The following is a 15,326-nucleotide window of genomic DNA, read 5'->3' on the forward strand; positions in this document are numbered from 1 at the left end:
ACGCGCACCACTCCAGCCGCACCGGGAGATTCTCGTGAAGATGCTGATCAACAGTGCCGAGACCGTCGTCGCCGACGCGCTGCGCGGGCTGGCCGCCGCGCATCCCGACCTGGACGTCGACGTCGAGCGCAGGGTCGTCGTACGGCGCGACGCGAAGTCCGGCGGCCGGGTCGGGCTGGTGTCCGGCGGCGGCTCCGGCCACGAGCCGCTGCACGCCGGGTTCGTCGGCCCAGGCATGCTGTCGGCGGCGTGTCCCGGCGAGGTGTTCACCTCCCCGGTGCCCGACCAGATGGTGCGGGCGGCCGCCGCGGTGGACGCCGGGCAGGGCGTGCTGTTCGTCGTGAAGAACTACACCGGCGACGTGCTGAACTTCGAGATGGCGGCCGACCTCGCGGGCGAGGACGGCGTACGGGTCGAACAGGTGCTGGTCAACGATGACGTGGCCGTCACCGACAGCCTCTACACCGCCGGGCGGCGCGGGACCGGCGCGACGCTGTTCGTGGAGAAGATCGCCGGGGCGGCCGCCGAGGCGGGCGCGCCCCTGGAACAGGTCGCGGCGCTCGCCCGCCGGGTCAACGAGTCCTCGCGCAGCTTCGGCGTCGCCCTGAGCGCCGTCACCACGCCGGCGAAGGGCAGTCCCACCTTCGACCTGCCCGTCGGCGAGCTCGAACTGGGTATCGGGATCCACGGCGAGCCCGGCCGGGAGCGGCGCGCGATGATGGCCGCCCGGGAGATCGCGGACGTGGCGGTGGGCGCGGTGGTCGACGACCTCGCGCAGGTGGGTCCCGCCGACGGGCCGGTGATCGCGCTGGTCAACGGGATGGGCGGGACCCCGCTGCTGGAGCTGTACGGGTTCCACGCGGAGGTGACCCGGGTGCTGGCCGAGCGAGGCGTGCCGGTCGCCCGGGCGCTCGTCGGCAACTACGTCACCTCCCTGGACATGGCGGGCTGTTCGGTGTCCCTGTGCCGGGCCGACGAGGAACTGCTGCGCCTGTGGGACGCCCCGGTCCAGACCGCCGCACTGCGGTGGGGCCGGTGAGCGGCCGTCAGCCGACCGTCCCGGGCCGTCGTCAAAGCCCCGTCCGCGCGCCCGTGGACCGTATGGTGGCGGCGGGAGACCGGTCGGGCGGACGTGAGGCGAGGAGATCCGGTGCGTGACACAGACTTCTTCCGGCGCTGGATGGACACCGCCACGGCGGCGGTGGAACGCGAGGCGGACCGGCTGACCGAACTCGACTCCCCCATCGGGGACGCCGACCACGGGAGCAACCTGCTGCGCGGCTTCATGGCCGTACGGGCGGCCCTCGCCGCCGGCGAACCGGCCGTGGCCTCCCCGGGCCAGGTGCTCCAGCTCGCCGGCCGGACCCTGATCTCCACGGTGGGCGGGGCGTCCGGACCGCTGTACGGGACGTTGCTGCGCCGCGCGGGCAAGGAACTCGGCGACGCCCCCGAGGTCTCCGACGACGCGCTGCGCGAGGCGCTGTACGCCGGGGTGGGCGCGGTGGCCCAGCTCGGCGGGGCCGCGCCGGGCGACAAGACGATGCTGGACGCGCTGGTGCCGGGGGTGGCCGCGCTCGGCACCTCCTACCGGGCGGCCGCGGACGCGGCGGAGGAGGGCGCGCTGGCGACGGTGCCGCTCCAGGCGCGCAAGGGCCGGGCCAGTTACCTGGGCGAGCGCAGCATCGGGCACCAGGACCCGGGCGCGACCTCGTCGGCCCTGCTGCTGAACGCGCTGGCCGAGGTCGCGGAGGACGGGGCGTGAGCGCGCCCCGTGCCGGAGTCGGCATCGTGCTGGTCTCGCACAGCGCCGGGGTCGCCCAGTCGGTGGCCGGTCTCGCCCGGGGCCTGGCCGGGGGCGCGCCGGCCGTCAAGATCGCCGTGGCGGGCGGTACCGGGGACGGCGGGCTCGGCACCAGCGCGGAGCTGATCGTGACCGCCGCACGGACCGTGGACCAGGGCGCGGGGGTCGCGATCCTGGCGGACCTGGGCAGTTCGGTGCTCACGGTGAAGTCGCTGCTGGTGGACGGGGAGCTGCCGGACGGCAGCCGGCTGGTCGACGCGCCGTTCCTGGAGGGGGCGGTGGCGGCGGTGGTGGCCGTCTCCGCCGGCGCCCCGCTGGACGCGGTGCTGGCCGCGGCCGGCGAGGCGTACACGTACCGCAAGAGCTGACCGGCCGGGCCGGCCGGCGCAGGGCCTACCGTCCGCGCAGGGTTTCGATCTCGCGGCGTTCGCGCTTCGTCGGCCGGCCCGCGCCGCGGTCGCGGATGCCGACCACGGCCGCCTCGACCGGGGTGGGCGGCGGCGGGCTCTTGTCGATGTAGCACTCGGCGGCCACCGGCGCGCCGACCCGCTTGGCCACCGGCCTGCTGACCACCACGATCCGTTCGCGGCCCGCGTGGAAGAGCCGGACCTCGTCGCCCGCGCGCACGGCCTGGGCCGGCTTGGCGCGTTCGCCGTTGACCCTGACGTGACCCGCACGGCAGGCCGTCGCCGCGGTCGAGCGGGTCTTGGTCAGGCGCACCGACCAGATCCACGCGTCCACCCGGACCGTTCCCGATACCTCTTCAGCCATGTCCCGACTTTATCGAGACGCGCGGCCGGGGACCGAACGACTTTCGGCGAATACCACAACACCACTGGCATCTGCCATGTACAACTAGCTGATGGAATTGCAAATGCGCCAGAGGTGCCCCTACCTTGTCGCACATGCAGTCCTACACCATCGGACAGGCCGCGCGCCTGCTGGGCGTCAGCCCGGACACGGCGCGCCGCTGGGCCGACGCCGGCCGGGTCGCGACCCATCGCGACGAGGGCGGGCGCCGGCTGATCGACGGCCGCGCGCTGGCCGCCTTCTCCGTCGAGGTGGGTCAAGGCGCCCACAGCGAGGAGGAGGAGCCGTACACCTCGGCGCGCAACGCCTTCCCCGGCATCGTCACGGCCGTCACGCTCGGCGACGTGGCCGCCCAGGTGGAGATCCAGGCCGGTCCGCACCGCCTGGTGTCGCTGCTCACCCGTGAGGCCGTCGAGGAGCTCGGCCTGGAGGTCGGAATGCAGGCGACCGCCCGCGTGAAGTCCACCAGTGTGCACGTCGACCGCGCCTGACCGCGGTCCCGGCAAACCCGCTCAGCACCACCGAACGTCCCCACCCGCTCCGCCCGTCCCCGGCGCGGGTCACCACCGCGCGGTCCCGGCACCCGAGCCGGCCGCCGACCCGACCGAGGAGCACCCGCTCATGTCCCCGACCCTGACCCGCCGCCGCGCGGCCGCCGCCGCGCTGACCGCCGCCCTCCTCGTGCCGGCCCTTTCGGCCTGTGGCGCCGACAAGAAGACCGACGCCGCCGCCTCGCCGAGCGCCTCCTCCTCCGCCTCCACCGGGACCAAGGCGGCGAACCTGACCGTCCTCGCCGCTTCCTCGCTCACCGACGTCTTCAAGACGGCGGGCGCCGCGTACGAGAAGGCGCACCCGGGTACGAAGGTCACCTTCTCCTTCGCCGGTTCGCAGGAGCTCGCCGCCCAGGTCAAGCAGGGCGCCCCGGCCGACGCGCTGGTCACGGCCGACACCAAGACCATGGACGGCCTGAAGGCCGAGACCGGCGATGCGACGGTCATCGCGAAGAACCGTCTGGTCATCGCCGCCGCCAAGGGCAACCCGTTCAAGATCGACGAGCTCAAGGACCTCGCGGACAGCAAGATCAAGGTCGTGCTCGCCGCGCCCGAGGTGCCGGTCGGCCGCTACAGCAAGCAGATCCTCGACGCGCAGAAGATCGAGGTCAAGCCGGTCTCCCAGGAGCCCAACGTCCGCGCCGTGCTGAGCAAGGTCGAACTCGGCGAGGCCGACGCCGGCCTCGTCTACAAGACGGACTCCGCCAAGTCGGGCGACAAGGTCGTCAACGTGGACATCCCGGACGACCAGAACGCCGTCGCCTCCTACCCGGCCGCCACGCTCAAGCAGTCCAAGAACGGTGAGGCCGCGGCCGCCTTCGTGGCCTGGCTGAGCACGCCGGAGGCGCAGAAGATCCTCCAGGACGCCGGTTTCCAGAAGCCGTAACGCCGCGCCCGGCCGAACGCGCGGGAGGGACTGCCCGGTCCGGGGGGACGGGCAGTCCCTCCCGCCGTTGCCGCGCCGCCCGGGCGCGGGCGCCGGTCCAGGCCCTACCCTTCCCGTTCCGGACCGCCGCCCCGGCAGACACCGTGACCCGGCCCCGCCGGAACCCCCAGCCAGGAACCGCCCCATGAGCAGACTCCGTACCCGCGTCCGGCCGCCCCTGGCCCTGGCGTTGCCCGCGCTCCTCGCCGTGGCGTTCCTGCTGCTGCCGCTCGTCGGCATCCTGACCCGTACCCAATGGGGCGAGCTCGGTACCCATCTGGGCAGCCCCGGCGTGGAGACGGCGCTGCGGCTGTCGCTGCTGGTCTCCTTCTGGGCCCTCGGGCTCTCGCTCCTCCTCGGCGTCCCGCTCGCCTGGCTGCTGGCCCGCGTCGACTTCAAGGGGAAGGCGTTCGTACGGTCCCTCGTGCTGCTCCCGATGGTGCTGCCGCCCACGGTCGGCGGTGTGGCGCTGCTGCTGGGCTTCGGCCGGCGCGGGCTGCTCGGGCCGTGGCTGGAGGACACCTTCGGCATCACGCTGCCGTTCCACACCTCGGGGGCCGTCGTCGCCGCCACCTTCGTCGCGATGCCGTTCCTCGTCATCAGCCTGGAGGGCGCGCTCGGCGGCCTGAAACGGAGTTACGAGGAGACCGCGGCCTCGCTCGGGGCCCCGCCGGTGCGGGTGTTCTGCACCGTGACCCTGCCCATGGTGGCCCCCGGCCTGGTCGCGGGCGCGGCGCTGACCTGGGCCCGGGCCCTCGGCGAGTTCGGGGCCACCATCACCTTCGCGGGGAACCTCCCCGGCACCACCCAGACGCTGCCGCTCCAGGTGTACCTACTGCTCCAGGACAGCCCCGAGGCGGCCACCTCGGTGTCCCTGCTGCTGCTCGTGATCGCGATGGGGGTGCTGATCGCCCTACGCGGCCGCTGGACCGGCACCCCGGTCGGCCGCACCCCGGCAGCGGCGGCCGTCCCCGGGGCCGGGGAGGTCCCCGAGCCCCCCGCCCCGGCGCAGCCGGCCGTCGCACACCGGGACGGCGGCCGGTGGCCGCTGCACGCCGAGGTCACCGGCTTCAACCGGGTCACCCTGGACGCCGGGCCCGGCACCACGATCGCCGTCGTCGGCGAGAACGGCGCCGGCAAGACCACCCTGCTGCGGGCCCTGCTCGGCCTGACCCCGCGCGCCCACGCCGACCTGCGGCTCGGCGGCACCGATGTCACCGCTCTGCCGCCGCACCGGCGGCAGGTGGCCTGGGTCCCGCAGGACGGCGCGCTGTTCCCGCACCTGACCGCCCTCGCCAACACGGCGTACGGGCTGCGCGCCCGCCGGGTGCCGCGCGCCCAGGCCCGCGCCGAGGCGCAGGCGTGGCTGGACCGGCTCGGCGTCGGCCACCTGGCCCGGCGCAAGCCCGCGCAGCTGTCCGGCGGGCAGGCGCAGCGGGTGGCGCTGGCCCGGGCGCTCGCCGCGCGGCCCCGGCTGCTGCTCCTCGACGAGCCGCTCGCGGCCCTCGACCAGACGACGCGGGCCCGGGTCCGGCACACCCTGCGCACCCACCTGGCCGGTTTCGGCGGGGTCTGTCTGATCGTCACGCACGACCCCGTCGAGGCGGTGTCGCTGGCCGACCGGGTCCTCGTGCTCGCCGACGGGCAGACCCTCCAGGACGCCCCGCCGGCCGAGGTCACCCGGCATCCGCGCTCTCCCTGGGTGGCCCGGATGCTGGGCCGCAACGCCTGGCCGGGCACCGCCACCGCAGAGGGGCTGGAGCTCGCCGGAGGGGGTCGGCTGGTGGTGTCCGAGGCCCTGCCGGAGGGGTCGGAGGCGCTGGCGATCATCGCCCCGGAGGCGGTGTCCCTACACCGGACGCGGCCGGACGGCAGCCCCCGCAACGTGTGGCCCGGCACCGTACGGGAGGTCACCGCGGTGGGGAGCCGGCTGCGCGTGCTGGTCGGCTCCGCCGAGGCCCCGGACCTCGTCGCGGAAATCACCCCGCAGGCGGCGGCCGAACTCGGTGTGGTCGACGGCGCCGAGGTGTGGACCAGCGTCAAGGCCACTGAGGTGACGCTCGTCCGGCTCTGATCCGGCGTCAGGCTCCGGGCCGTACGGACAGCCAGTCCCCGGCGGCGAAGGCGTCGACCCCGATCAGGGTCCGCTCCGCGCGGGCCGCCGAAACCGCCAGGACGCCCTCGGAACGGCCGGCCGCGAACCGGGGCGCGTCGAGGATCAGCAGTACCGCGCGCTTTCCGGTGGTGCGGCGGAAATCGGCGAGCAGACGCTCCAGCAGGGCGGCCTCCTTGCTGTCCACGGTGTGGGGCGCATGAGGTTCTACGACGGCCACCGCGCCCGTGTCCGGCTCCCGGGCGGCAGCTGCCAGCGCCTCGCGCACCGTCCGCATCCGGTCCAGCCCGGCGCCGCCGTCCAGCGTGCGGCGGCCACTGTCCAGCGGCACGATCCGTAGCCCGCGGTGCACGAACGCGCGGCGGGCCCGCCCGCCGCCGAGCACGAAGTCGACGCCCGGCGGGGGCGTCCGCCCGGCCGGGAGCACCGCGAACCGCCAGGGCCGGGCCGCCGCTTCGGCGGCGGTGTCCACCACGGGATCGGTGGCCGCGGGCACGGCGGGAGCCGGACCGGTCGGCGGGGTGGCGGCGGTCGGCGTGTCCAGCAGCAGCCGGCCGGGCCTGGTCCCGGGCGCCGCCGAAAGCCGGGTCACGGTCAGCGGCCGCTGCGCTCCCCCGGGCAGCGCCAGGGTGATCCGGCGCCGGCCGGTCCAGGTCACGGCGGGCCCGCGCAGGGAGACGGCGGCCCCGTCGGCATCGGCGAGGTGCACGGTGGGGCGGGCTCCGGAGCCGTCCCCCGTCACCCACAGGGACACCGAGCGGGCCGGCTCCGGCACCGGGACCGGGCCGGGCGGGACGGCGTACGCCCCGGTGCGGCCGGGGGTGAGGGCCACCGCCCCGGCGGCCGCGGCCGCGCCCGGGCCGGTCCAGCGGGCGGTGGCTCCGGGGGCGGTGAGCGGCAGCTCGTCCAGGCCCACGCCGAGGGCGAGTTCGGCGGTGGCCCCGGTGGCCCGGACGGTGACGCCCAGCCGTCCGGTGGCGTGCGGCACCCGGGCGGCCACGGTGAAGGCGCCGCGGCCGTCGTCGGTCACGCTCCAGCGGGAGCGGTCGAACCGGAGCGTCACGTCCCGGGGTTCGACCGGCGCGGCCGCGCCCTGTGCGTCGTAGCCGGTCAGCGCGAACGAGGCGGGCTCGGTGGGGCGGGCGAGGCCGATCCGGTCGGAGGTGGGCCGGATCCGGGTCAGCGGGCCGAGGACCTCCAGCCGCAGCGCGCCGGCGGCCGGGCCGCGGCGGGCCGTGACGGTGGCGGGGCCGGGCCGCAGGGCGTGGAAGACCCCGTCGGGGCCGGTCCTCCCGCCGCCCCGGGTGGACCAGTGCGGGGCGCCGGGGGCGGGGCCCAGGGCGGAGTCGTGGCCGGTGGCGGTCAGGGTGCGGGTCAGGCCGGGGAAGGCGCGGGCCGGCCCGGCCACGGGCTCGACGCGGTATCCGGCCAGCCGGCCGGAGCCGGCCGGGGCGGTGAGGACGAGGCCGTTGGGGACCGGGCGGAGCGAACCGTCCGAGGGGGAGTTCTCCACGGTCAGGGCGGTGACCCCGGTCCGTCCGGCGAGCAGGGTCGAGGAGCCGCCGCCGTCCAGGTTGAGGGCCTCGGCGGCGCCGAGCCGGCGCATCATCCGGCCGAGCCCGGTCAGGGTGAGACCGCCGCTGTCGCGCTGGCGGCCGTCGACGGTGACCAGGCGCAGTCGCCGGCCGTCGGCCGAGAGGCCGGCCGCGGTGCGCGGGGCGGCGGTGTTGTTGGGTTCGCCGTCGTGGTCCTGCGGGGTTCCGGCCAGGACCAGCGGCTCGCGGCCGCCGATCGCCGTCACGGGGACCGGGGCGCCGGAGGCGGGCAGCGGGGTTGCCGTCACGGCCACCGGGTCGCCGGGGCGCAGGGCGGCGAGTTCGGCCGCCGCGCGCCCGGCGGCGAACAGCAGGGTGGTTCCGGGGGCGGGGCGCCCCGTCGGCTGCCGGGCGGGGCCGGTCACCCGGCCGGCCCGGAGTTCCACGACGTGCCCCGCCGCGGTGGGCATCCGGATGCCGGGCCAGTCCTCGGTGTAGAGGGTGAAGCCGTCGGCGGCCGGGCGGGCGGCGTTGTAGGCGCCCAGGGCCCGGACGGCGCCGCCCGGCAGGGTGACGGTCCCGGCGAGGCCGAGGCGCAGGAGGCGGCCGCCGCCGTCGGGGCCGAAGCCGACGGCCAGACCGCCGCCGGGGCCGGCCGAGGCGGAGTGCAGCAGCCGTCCGGAACGCAGCCCGGGGCCGAGGGGGGCTCTGGTGCCCCGGATGTCGAAGAAGTCGCCGTTGACGGCGCCGACGATCCGCCGCCCGGGCCCGGCCGGATGCCGGGCGGCGGCCTCGGCGAGGGTCTCGGGGCGCGCCGGGTTCCGGGCGGGCCCGCCGAGGTACTCGGCCCGTACGCCGTCGGCTCCGCCGAGGTCGGCCACGAGCTCGTCGATCCGCAGCCACCGGTCGGCCTGGAGGCGGTCGTAGGACTCCAGGCGGACTCCGGGGGCGATCTGCCGGGAGGTACGGGCGGTCTCGATGCCGTCGTCGTCGGCGGCCCGAGCCGGGGGCGCCGCGATGAGGGCGGCGCAGAGCAGGGCGGCGAGCGGAACGGGGAGGGACCCGGCGAGCGCCGGACGCGGGTTCGACACCCGGGCAGCATCGAACGTCGGGCCGTCACCCGAGCCCCTGTTCGGCATGCCACGCCCACGGGTTCAGCCATTTCGCCGCCCGCGCGGCGCCGACAGACCCAGCCATGCGCCGCCCGTGCCGCGCCCCCGGACCAGCCGTGCGCCGCCCGGGCCGCGCCCACAGGCTCGGCCTTCCGTCACCCGGGGGGGGTACCCGCGGGCCCAGCCAGCCATACACCGGCCAGCTCGCGTCTTCCGCCATTTCGCCGCCCGGGCGTACCCGCGCGCTCCCCCATCGCCCGTCCGGACAGCGCGCGCAGGTCAGCCGTGCGCCGTCCAGGCCCGCGCCCGCGGATTCGGCCATTCGGCAACGAGCGGCGCCCGCAGGCCAGCCGTGCGCGTCCAGCCCGCGCCCGCGGGTTCCGTGAGGCGCCGCCCAGGCGGCCGATTCCGCCAATCCGGCGTCCAAGCCGCGCCCGCAGACTCCACCATTCGGCAACGGGCGGCGCCCGCAGGCCAGCCGTGCGCCGCCCGGGCGCGCCCGCAGGCTCGCCTTTCCGCCGCCCGCGGGTCTCGTCATGCGCCGCGCAGACCGTCGATTCGCCATTTCGGCGTCCGGGCGTGCTCGCGGATTCCGCCATCGCCCAGCCGGGCGGCGCCCGCAAGCCAGCCGTGCGCGTCCAGCCCGCACCCGCGGGTCCCATCAGGCGCCGCCCAAGCCACGGTTCCGCCAAACCGGCGTCCAGGCCGCGCCTGCGTGCTCCGGCCCAACCGGACGGACCGCAGCCACAGCCGTGCGCGTCGCGCCCGCGGGTCCCCTCACGCGCCGTCCAGTCGGCCGATTCCGCCAATCCGGCGTCCAGGCCGCGCCCGCAGACTCCGGCCCAACCAGATGGCCCCGCGGCACAGCCGTGCGCGTCCGGGCCGCGCCCGCGGGTCAAGCCGTGCGCCGTCCGGCGGGCTCGCCCGGTTCAGCCGTGCGCCGTACCGGCGGCGGGGGGCGCGTCGGCCGGGGGTGGTGGGACGGCGAACTCGCACCACACGCACTTTCCGCCGCCCCGGGGTTCCACCCCCCAGGCGTCCGCCAGTCCCTCCACCAGCAGCAGGCCGCGTCCCGACATCGCCCACTCCCCCGCCTCCCGGCGGCGCGGCAGGGCGCTGCTGGAGTCCTCCACCTCGACCCGGATCCGTCCGTCCACCGTCCGGCGCATGCTGACGTGGCCGCCGCCGTCGGTGTGCACCAGGGCGTTCGTCATCAGCTCGTCGGCGGCCAGCACGATCTCGTCCGCCCGGTCCCGGGCACCCCAGGCTTCCGAGGCCGCGCGGATCAGGTGCCGGGCCTGTCCGGGGGCCGCCGGGTCGTCCGGGTCGAGCCGGTGGCTCAGCGGGCCGCCGCCGCGCGGGGCCGGCGTACCGCGGCGGCGCAGCAGGAGCAGCGCCATGTCGTCGCCGCCGCCCGCGTCGCCGATGAGGTCGCACAGCACGTCGGCGAGTTCCTCGACGTCGGCCGGGCCGTCACGGACCGCGTCCATCAGCTCGCGCATGCCCGCATCGGAGTCCCCCCGGGGCCGCTCGGTCAGGCCGTCCGTGCAGAGCACCAGGGTGTCGCCGGGGTGCAGGTCGAGGGCGGTGACGGGGTACCCGGTGCCGGACCCCGGCGCGGCGCCCGGGCCGTCGGGCGGGCGCAGCCCGAGCGGGAGTCCGCCCGCCACCTGGACGCGGTGGGCGCTGCCGTCGCCGCGCCGCAGCACCGGGTCGAGGTGGCCGGCGCGGACCATCCGCAGGGTCCCGGTGTTCAGGTCGACCTCGGCGTAGGTGCAGGTGGCGAAGCGTTCCGTCTCCAGTTCGCGGAGGAAGGCCGAGGCCCGCGCCATGGCCGTGCCGGGCGGGTGCCCTTCGGCGATGTAGGCGCGCAGGGCGATGCGCAGCTGGCCCATGACGGCCGCCGCGTCCGTGTCGTGGCCCTCCACGTCGCCGATCATGACGCCGACCCGGCCGTCCTCCAGCGGGATGACGTCGTACCAGTCGCCGCCGATGTCCCGGCCGATCCTCGCCGCCCGGTAGCGCACGGCGATCCGTACCCCGGCGACCTCCGGGATCCGGCGCGGGAGCATGGCCCGCTGGAGGCCTTCGGCGAGGTCGTGCTCCTGTTCGAAGAGCATGGCCCGCTGGAGGCTCTGGGCGATGCCGCTGCCCAGCGCCATCAGCACGTTGCGTTCCTCGGCGGTGAAGTCCCGGGCGCGGGTGTAGAGCAGGCCGAGTGCGCCGATGGCCCTGCCCTGGGCGATGAGGGGCAGGTAGACGCCGCTGCACACGTCGAGCGGCTCGATGTACGGCCACAGCAGCGGGTAGCGCCCGCGGAAGTCGTCGCGCGAGGCGATGAAGACCGGTCGCAGGCTCCGTACGGCCTCGCTCATGGGGAACCGCGCGTCGATGCGGGTGTACTCGATCTCCGGGACGTACGAGCCCAGCCGGCCCTCCGCGACCAGGTGGATCCGGCCGCCGTCGACGACGCCGAGCATCACGCTGACCGCCCCGAGGTGGCCGAGCGCCTCGGGGTCCTTGAGCACGTCGGTGACGTCGTTGACGGTCCGGGCGTGCGCGAGGATCGCGGTGGTCCGTTCGACCACCCCGGTCATCCGGCGCCGACCCTCGTCGTGCGCCCCCTCGGCCCCGGGCTCGCCGGGGTCGTGGGCGGCGTCGCGGAGGATCCCGATGATCCGGTACGGGCGGCCGTGCGGGTCGCGCAGGATGTGTCCCTGGATGTGGGTCCAGCCGGCGCCGCCGTCGCGCCGGCGACTGCGGAAGTAGGCGCCGTAGTGGCTGCGGCCCTCCTTGAGGGCCTGCGCGACACGCGCGTCGATGCGGGCCTCCTCGCCGGAGACCAGGCGGGCGCGCAGTCCGTCGGGGGTGCCGCTGAACTCGTCGGGGCGCAGGTCGAGAACCTCGAGGGCGGTGGGGTCCAGGTGCATCTGCCCGCTGTCGAGGTCCCAGTCGAAGGTGCCCATGCGGTTCAGCGCGAGGCTGGTGTCGGGCCGCGCGGGCCAGTCGACTTCGGGGGCCGTCTCTCCCCGCTGGTCCATGGAGCCAGCGTCTCACGGGTTACCGGGCGTCGCCGGTGCGGGCGGCTGCGAGCTCGGGGGCCCGGGCGGAACCAGTCCGGGCGCGGGTTCGGACGACGTGCCCGGGGGCTCCGGGGGCGAGCTCGGCGGGGACTCCGGCGGGGGCTCGGGCGGGGACTCCGGCGGGGAGCTGGGCGGGGACTCGGGGGCGGAGGCCGGTGACTCCGGAGGCGGGACCTTGGACTCCGGCGGGGAGCTGGGCGGGGACTCGGGAGGAGAGACCTTGGACTCCGGCGGGGAGCTGGGCGGGGACTCGGGGGGAGAGGCCGGGGACCGCGGGGGCGAGGCCGGCGACTCGGGAGGAGAGACCGGGGACCGCGGGGGCGAGGCCGGCGACTCCGGAGGAGAGACCGGGGACCGCGGCGGCGAGACGGGGGACTCGGGGGGAGAGGCCGGGGACTGCGGGGGCGACTGCGGCGGCGAGAGGGTGGGCGGCCGCGACGACGACGACGGCGGCGGGATCTTGAACACCGGCGGCGGCACCGGCTTGTCGTGCTTGCCCTGGTGGTCGTTGCGGTCGCGCTCGACCCAGCGCTCGTCGTGCCGGTCGTAGATCACGAACTTGTGCACGACCGTCACCGACGGCGCGATGACCACCACCCGGGAGGGCATGTACGACGGCCACGACTGCCCGGTCCGCTTCGGCTCACCGCCCGCCAGCGCCACGGGCGGCGCCAGCGGGTTCCCGCAGGCGCAGCGCACCCGCGGTACGCCCCTGTCGTCGACCAGTACGGCCGTCCCGGCCTGGAGCACCGCCTGGTAGGCGGTGGGCCGGCCGTCGCGGTAGCCGTGGTTGGTGACCCGGGTGTCGACGCGCAACTGGAGGGGGGTCAGCGAGCGCAGGTAGCCCGGAACGGAGGCGGGCGTGACGGCGAGCGCCGAGGCGAAGGCCGCGTTCTTCTCCGGCTGGCCGGACAACAGCTTGATCTGCTTCTCCACGTCGCAGCTGGCCACGTCCTTGGTGCCGCCGTAGAGCCCGGGCGCCGCCCCGCTGACGCTGGGGGTGGCCGTCGTGCCGGTCGCCGCCGTGTTCGTCGCGGCGCCGTCCGGGGACGGGCTCTGCGGTTGCGGCGAGCCCTGGTCGGTGGCCGTGGAGGCGGTGAAGGGGGCGGGTCCGGTCGCGGAGGCGGGCTGGAGGAAGACCTCACCGGCCTTGCCCGACGGGTTCCCGCCGGGCCGGGTGAGGACGACGATCAGGGCGGTGACGGCCGCCACCGCGACGACGGCCGTGGCCAGCCGGGGTACGGAGCGCCACCACGGCCCCTTGGGCGGCTGTCCGCCCGCTCCCGAGGGGGGTCCGGACGGGGGCGACGGGGGCGGTCCGCCCTGACGGCCGCCCGAGAGCGGGCCGGAGGGCGGGCCTGCGGGAGGCTCGGCGGACGGCGGTCGTGAGGCGCTCCGCGGCTGCGGTGAGCGTGGTGGCCGCGGCGGTTCCTCACCCGAGGGTTGCGTGGTCACGGGCTCTTCTTCCCCTGCGGAGGCGTTCCGGGGTACCCGGGGACGTTCCGCAGCTGCCGTACGGACATGTCCGTGTACATCGGCTTGTATCGCACTCCTGCGGACCATTGTGTGCGCCCGTCGGGTGGTGGCCGCAAGCCGGGGGTGCCACCTTGGCGGGGTGAACACTCCCTCGACGTCGCCGGCCTCCGCAGGCGCGAAGGCCTGGCGTGACGGGTTCCTCGCCGTGGTGGCGGGGTTCGCCGTCATGTTCGCGGTCGCCGCGGCCGGAGCGGCCTGCGCGGGCGCCGGCCGGCTGCCGGGCGGCGCGTTCCCCCGGGTGGTCGCGGCGGTGGTCGTGCTGGGGGCCGGCGGCTCGGTCGGGGCCTCCGGCGGGGCCGGGGAGCTGGCCGGGGCGGAACTGGACCTGTCCGTGCTGCCGCTGTCGGTGGGTCTGGCCGGGGCGCTGACCGCGGGCTGCGCCTTCTTGCGGCCCCTGCGCGGCCGGGCGGTGGCCGGGACCCGGGAACTCCTGCGCCGGGCGGTGCCGTTGATCGTGCTGTGGCTGCTCGCCCTGCTGGCGGCCGGTCTCGCGGCCCGGCAGACCTTCGCCCTCTCCCCCGACGACTCCCTGCTCGGGGACATCGGTGAACTGACCGGCTCGGCCCCGACGGTGGGCTTCGCGGCCGACCTGCCGGTGACCCTGCTGCGCGGACTGCTGTGGATCGTCGTCCTGTTGGCCGTGTCCCTGCTGGTCTCGCGGCGCGCCCCGCTGCCGGCCGGGCTGGTCCGCTTCCACACCGCGGTGCGCCCGGCCGCCTTCGCCACCCTGGTGCTGCTCCTCGCGTACGTGGCGCTCGGGCTGGTCACCGGCCTGGTGGCGGCGGCCATTCAGGGGCATGCGGAGCGCACCCTGGCGATCGTGCTGCTGGGTCTGCCGAACCTGGCGTGGCTCGCGCTCTCGGTGGGGCTGGGCGGGGCGTGGGAGGGCCGGGCCGAGGGGCCGTTCGGGCTGCCGGTGCCGCATCCGCTGGACCAGGTACTGCGTGGCCCGGGACGGTCCACGGTCGACGTCTCCTCGCTGGCGGAGCAGGACTCCCGGGCGTGGTGGCTGGTGGTGGTCGCCGCCGTCCTGCTGCTGGGGACCGGCGTGCTGGCCGCCGTACGCTCCCCGGCCGGGGTCCGGCCCCGGCAGCACGCACTGCGTCTGGGCGTGGCGCTGGCCCTGGCGATGCTGGTGGTCTGTCCACTGGCGGGCGTGCACGCCGGTTTCGGGCTCTCGCTCCTCGGGATCGGCGATGTGGGCGGTCTCGGCGGCAAGGTCGAACTCGTCCCGGTGCTGTGGCGCACCACCGGCGTGGCCCTGCTGTGGGGCGCGGTGGCCGGATTCCTCGGCGCCCTCCTGGCCCGCCCGTTGCGCCACCGGGGGCCGGTGGACAGCGCGGACGGTCCCCGCGAGGCCCTGACCTGAGCGGTTGTCGCGGCGGACCGACCGATGGTCCGTATGCAACCGATGGTCCGTACGGGTGAACCGGCTCGGATCGGTTCGGCGGCGAATCGATTCCGCATGCCAACCTCACCTCCGTGAACACGTTTAAAGGCCTGTTCCGGCCGCTCCACGCCGGCGGTCTGCTTGCCGTCTCCGCAGTCGCCCTGACCCTGTCCACCGCGCTCCCCACCGGAGCGACGCCCACCGGTGCCCGCTACCTCGCGGGTCCCGTCGGGGCCCGGGACGCGACACCCCGGGAGATTTCGGCCAGCGCGGTCTACTGCCCCGACGGCATGCTCGTCCAGTCCGGCGGCTACTCCCTGGAGAACGGCAACACCGGCCCGGTCGTGGCCAGTCACCCCGTCCTCGGGCCGGACGGCCGCAAGGGGTGGTACGCCTCCGCCTCGCACGCCGATGTGAGGGCGTACGTGCTGTGCCGCTCCGCCCTCACCACCGGCTCCTGACCACGCCCC

At 76.2% G+C, this 15,326-nt stretch carries 12 protein-coding genes; 8 read left to right on the plus strand and 4 right to left on the minus strand.

Annotated features, from left to right (window positions below; all coding sequences use genetic code 11):
• Positions 1-34 precede the first annotated feature (34 nt).
• The 3 genes from dhaK to ACZ4M3_RS19850 all read left to right on the plus strand — a co-directional run bounded on the left by dhaK (position 35) and on the right by ACZ4M3_RS19850 (position 2,169).
• Positions 35-1,039 carry a dihydroxyacetone kinase subunit DhaK gene (gene dhaK, locus ACZ4M3_RS19840; protein ID WP_467734322.1) on the plus strand — a complete coding sequence of 335 codons (1,005 nt, stop codon included), beginning with the start codon at positions 35-37 and terminating at the stop codon, positions 1,037-1,039.
• A 111-nt stretch (positions 1,040-1,150) separates the two neighbouring features.
• Complete coding sequence (gene dhaL / locus ACZ4M3_RS19845; RefSeq protein WP_467734324.1) at positions 1,151-1,762, plus strand: dihydroxyacetone kinase subunit DhaL; 612 nt, start codon at positions 1,151-1,153, stop codon at positions 1,760-1,762.
• Positions 1,759-2,169 (plus strand): PTS-dependent dihydroxyacetone kinase phosphotransferase subunit DhaM, encoded by a 411-nt coding sequence (locus tag ACZ4M3_RS19850; RefSeq protein ID WP_467734326.1) that lies wholly within the window; start codon positions 1,759-1,761, stop codon positions 2,167-2,169. Before dhaL ends, ACZ4M3_RS19850 begins: the two co-directional genes overlap by 4 nt.
• A 25-nt stretch (positions 2,170-2,194) precedes the next feature.
• Here ACZ4M3_RS19850 and ACZ4M3_RS19855 read toward each other — a convergent pair whose 3' ends face one another.
• Positions 2,195-2,572, minus strand: a complete 378-nt coding sequence (locus tag ACZ4M3_RS19855; protein ID WP_467734328.1) for an RNA-binding S4 domain-containing protein — start codon at positions 2,570-2,572, stop codon at positions 2,195-2,197.
• Between the two features lie 134 nt (positions 2,573-2,706).
• Here ACZ4M3_RS19855 and ACZ4M3_RS19860 point away from each other — a divergent pair, with 134 nt between their 5' ends.
• The 3 genes from ACZ4M3_RS19860 to ACZ4M3_RS19870 all read left to right on the plus strand — a co-directional run bounded on the left by ACZ4M3_RS19860 (position 2,707) and on the right by ACZ4M3_RS19870 (position 6,161).
• Positions 2,707-3,102: a TOBE domain-containing protein gene (locus ACZ4M3_RS19860; protein ID WP_467734330.1), complete on the plus strand. Its 396-nt coding sequence runs from the start codon at positions 2,707-2,709 to the stop codon at positions 3,100-3,102.
• Between the two features lie 130 nt (positions 3,103-3,232).
• Positions 3,233-4,048, plus strand: coding sequence for a molybdate ABC transporter substrate-binding protein (modA, locus tag ACZ4M3_RS19865; protein WP_467734332.1), 816 nt, complete (start codon positions 3,233-3,235; stop codon positions 4,046-4,048).
• 184 nt (positions 4,049-4,232) lie between these two features.
• A complete protein-coding gene (locus ACZ4M3_RS19870) occupies positions 4,233-6,161 on the plus strand; it encodes an ABC transporter permease (protein ID WP_467734334.1) in 1,929 nt (642 codons plus the stop codon).
• Between the two features lie 7 nt (positions 6,162-6,168).
• Here ACZ4M3_RS19870 and ACZ4M3_RS19875 read toward each other — a convergent pair whose 3' ends face one another.
• The 3 genes from ACZ4M3_RS19875 to ACZ4M3_RS19885 all read right to left on the minus strand — a co-directional run bounded on the left by ACZ4M3_RS19875 (position 6,169) and on the right by ACZ4M3_RS19885 (position 13,142).
• Complete coding sequence (locus ACZ4M3_RS19875; RefSeq protein WP_467734336.1) at positions 6,169-8,826, minus strand: phosphodiester glycosidase family protein; 2,658 nt, start codon at positions 8,824-8,826, stop codon at positions 6,169-6,171.
• 950 nt (positions 8,827-9,776) lie between these two features.
• Positions 9,777-11,888 (minus strand): SpoIIE family protein phosphatase, encoded by a 2,112-nt coding sequence (locus tag ACZ4M3_RS19880; protein ID WP_467734338.1) that lies wholly within the window; start codon positions 11,886-11,888, stop codon positions 9,777-9,779.
• 12 nt (positions 11,889-11,900) lie between these two features.
• Positions 11,901-13,142 carry a DUF6777 domain-containing protein gene (locus ACZ4M3_RS19885; RefSeq protein ID WP_467734340.1) on the minus strand — a complete coding sequence of 414 codons (1,242 nt, stop codon included), beginning with the start codon at positions 13,140-13,142 and terminating at the stop codon, positions 11,901-11,903.
• 403 nt (positions 13,143-13,545) lie between these two features.
• On the opposite strand from ACZ4M3_RS19885, the gene ACZ4M3_RS19890 reads away from it, so the two are divergent.
• Together ACZ4M3_RS19890 and ACZ4M3_RS19895 are read left to right on the plus strand one after the other, a co-directional pair.
• Positions 13,546-14,835: a streptophobe family protein gene (locus tag ACZ4M3_RS19890; RefSeq protein WP_467734342.1), complete on the plus strand. Its 1,290-nt coding sequence runs from the start codon at positions 13,546-13,548 to the stop codon at positions 14,833-14,835.
• Between the two features lie 113 nt (positions 14,836-14,948).
• Entirely contained in the window at positions 14,949-15,317 is a 369-nt protein-coding gene (locus tag ACZ4M3_RS19895) for a hypothetical protein (RefSeq protein ID WP_467734343.1), read from the plus strand.
• Positions 15,318-15,326 lie beyond the last annotated feature (9 nt).

The organism is Streptomyces sp. NPDC026522 (assembly GCF_055567555.1).

Coding starts and splice junctions, on each gene's coding strand:
- ACZ4M3_RS19855 (WP_467734328.1), bottom strand. CDS start 2,572: ATGGCTGAAGAGGTATCGGGAACGGTCCGGGTGGACGCGTGGATCTGG.
- ACZ4M3_RS19860 (WP_467734330.1), top strand. CDS start 2,707: ATGCAGTCCTACACCATCGGACAGGCCGCGCGCCTGCTGGGCGTCAGC.
- modA (WP_467734332.1), top strand. CDS start 3,233: ATGTCCCCGACCCTGACCCGCCGCCGCGCGGCCGCCGCCGCGCTGACC.
- ACZ4M3_RS19870 (WP_467734334.1), top strand. CDS start 4,233: ATGAGCAGACTCCGTACCCGCGTCCGGCCGCCCCTGGCCCTGGCGTTG.
- ACZ4M3_RS19880 (WP_467734338.1), bottom strand. CDS start 11,888: ATGGACCAGCGGGGAGAGACGGCCCCCGAAGTCGACTGGCCCGCGCGG.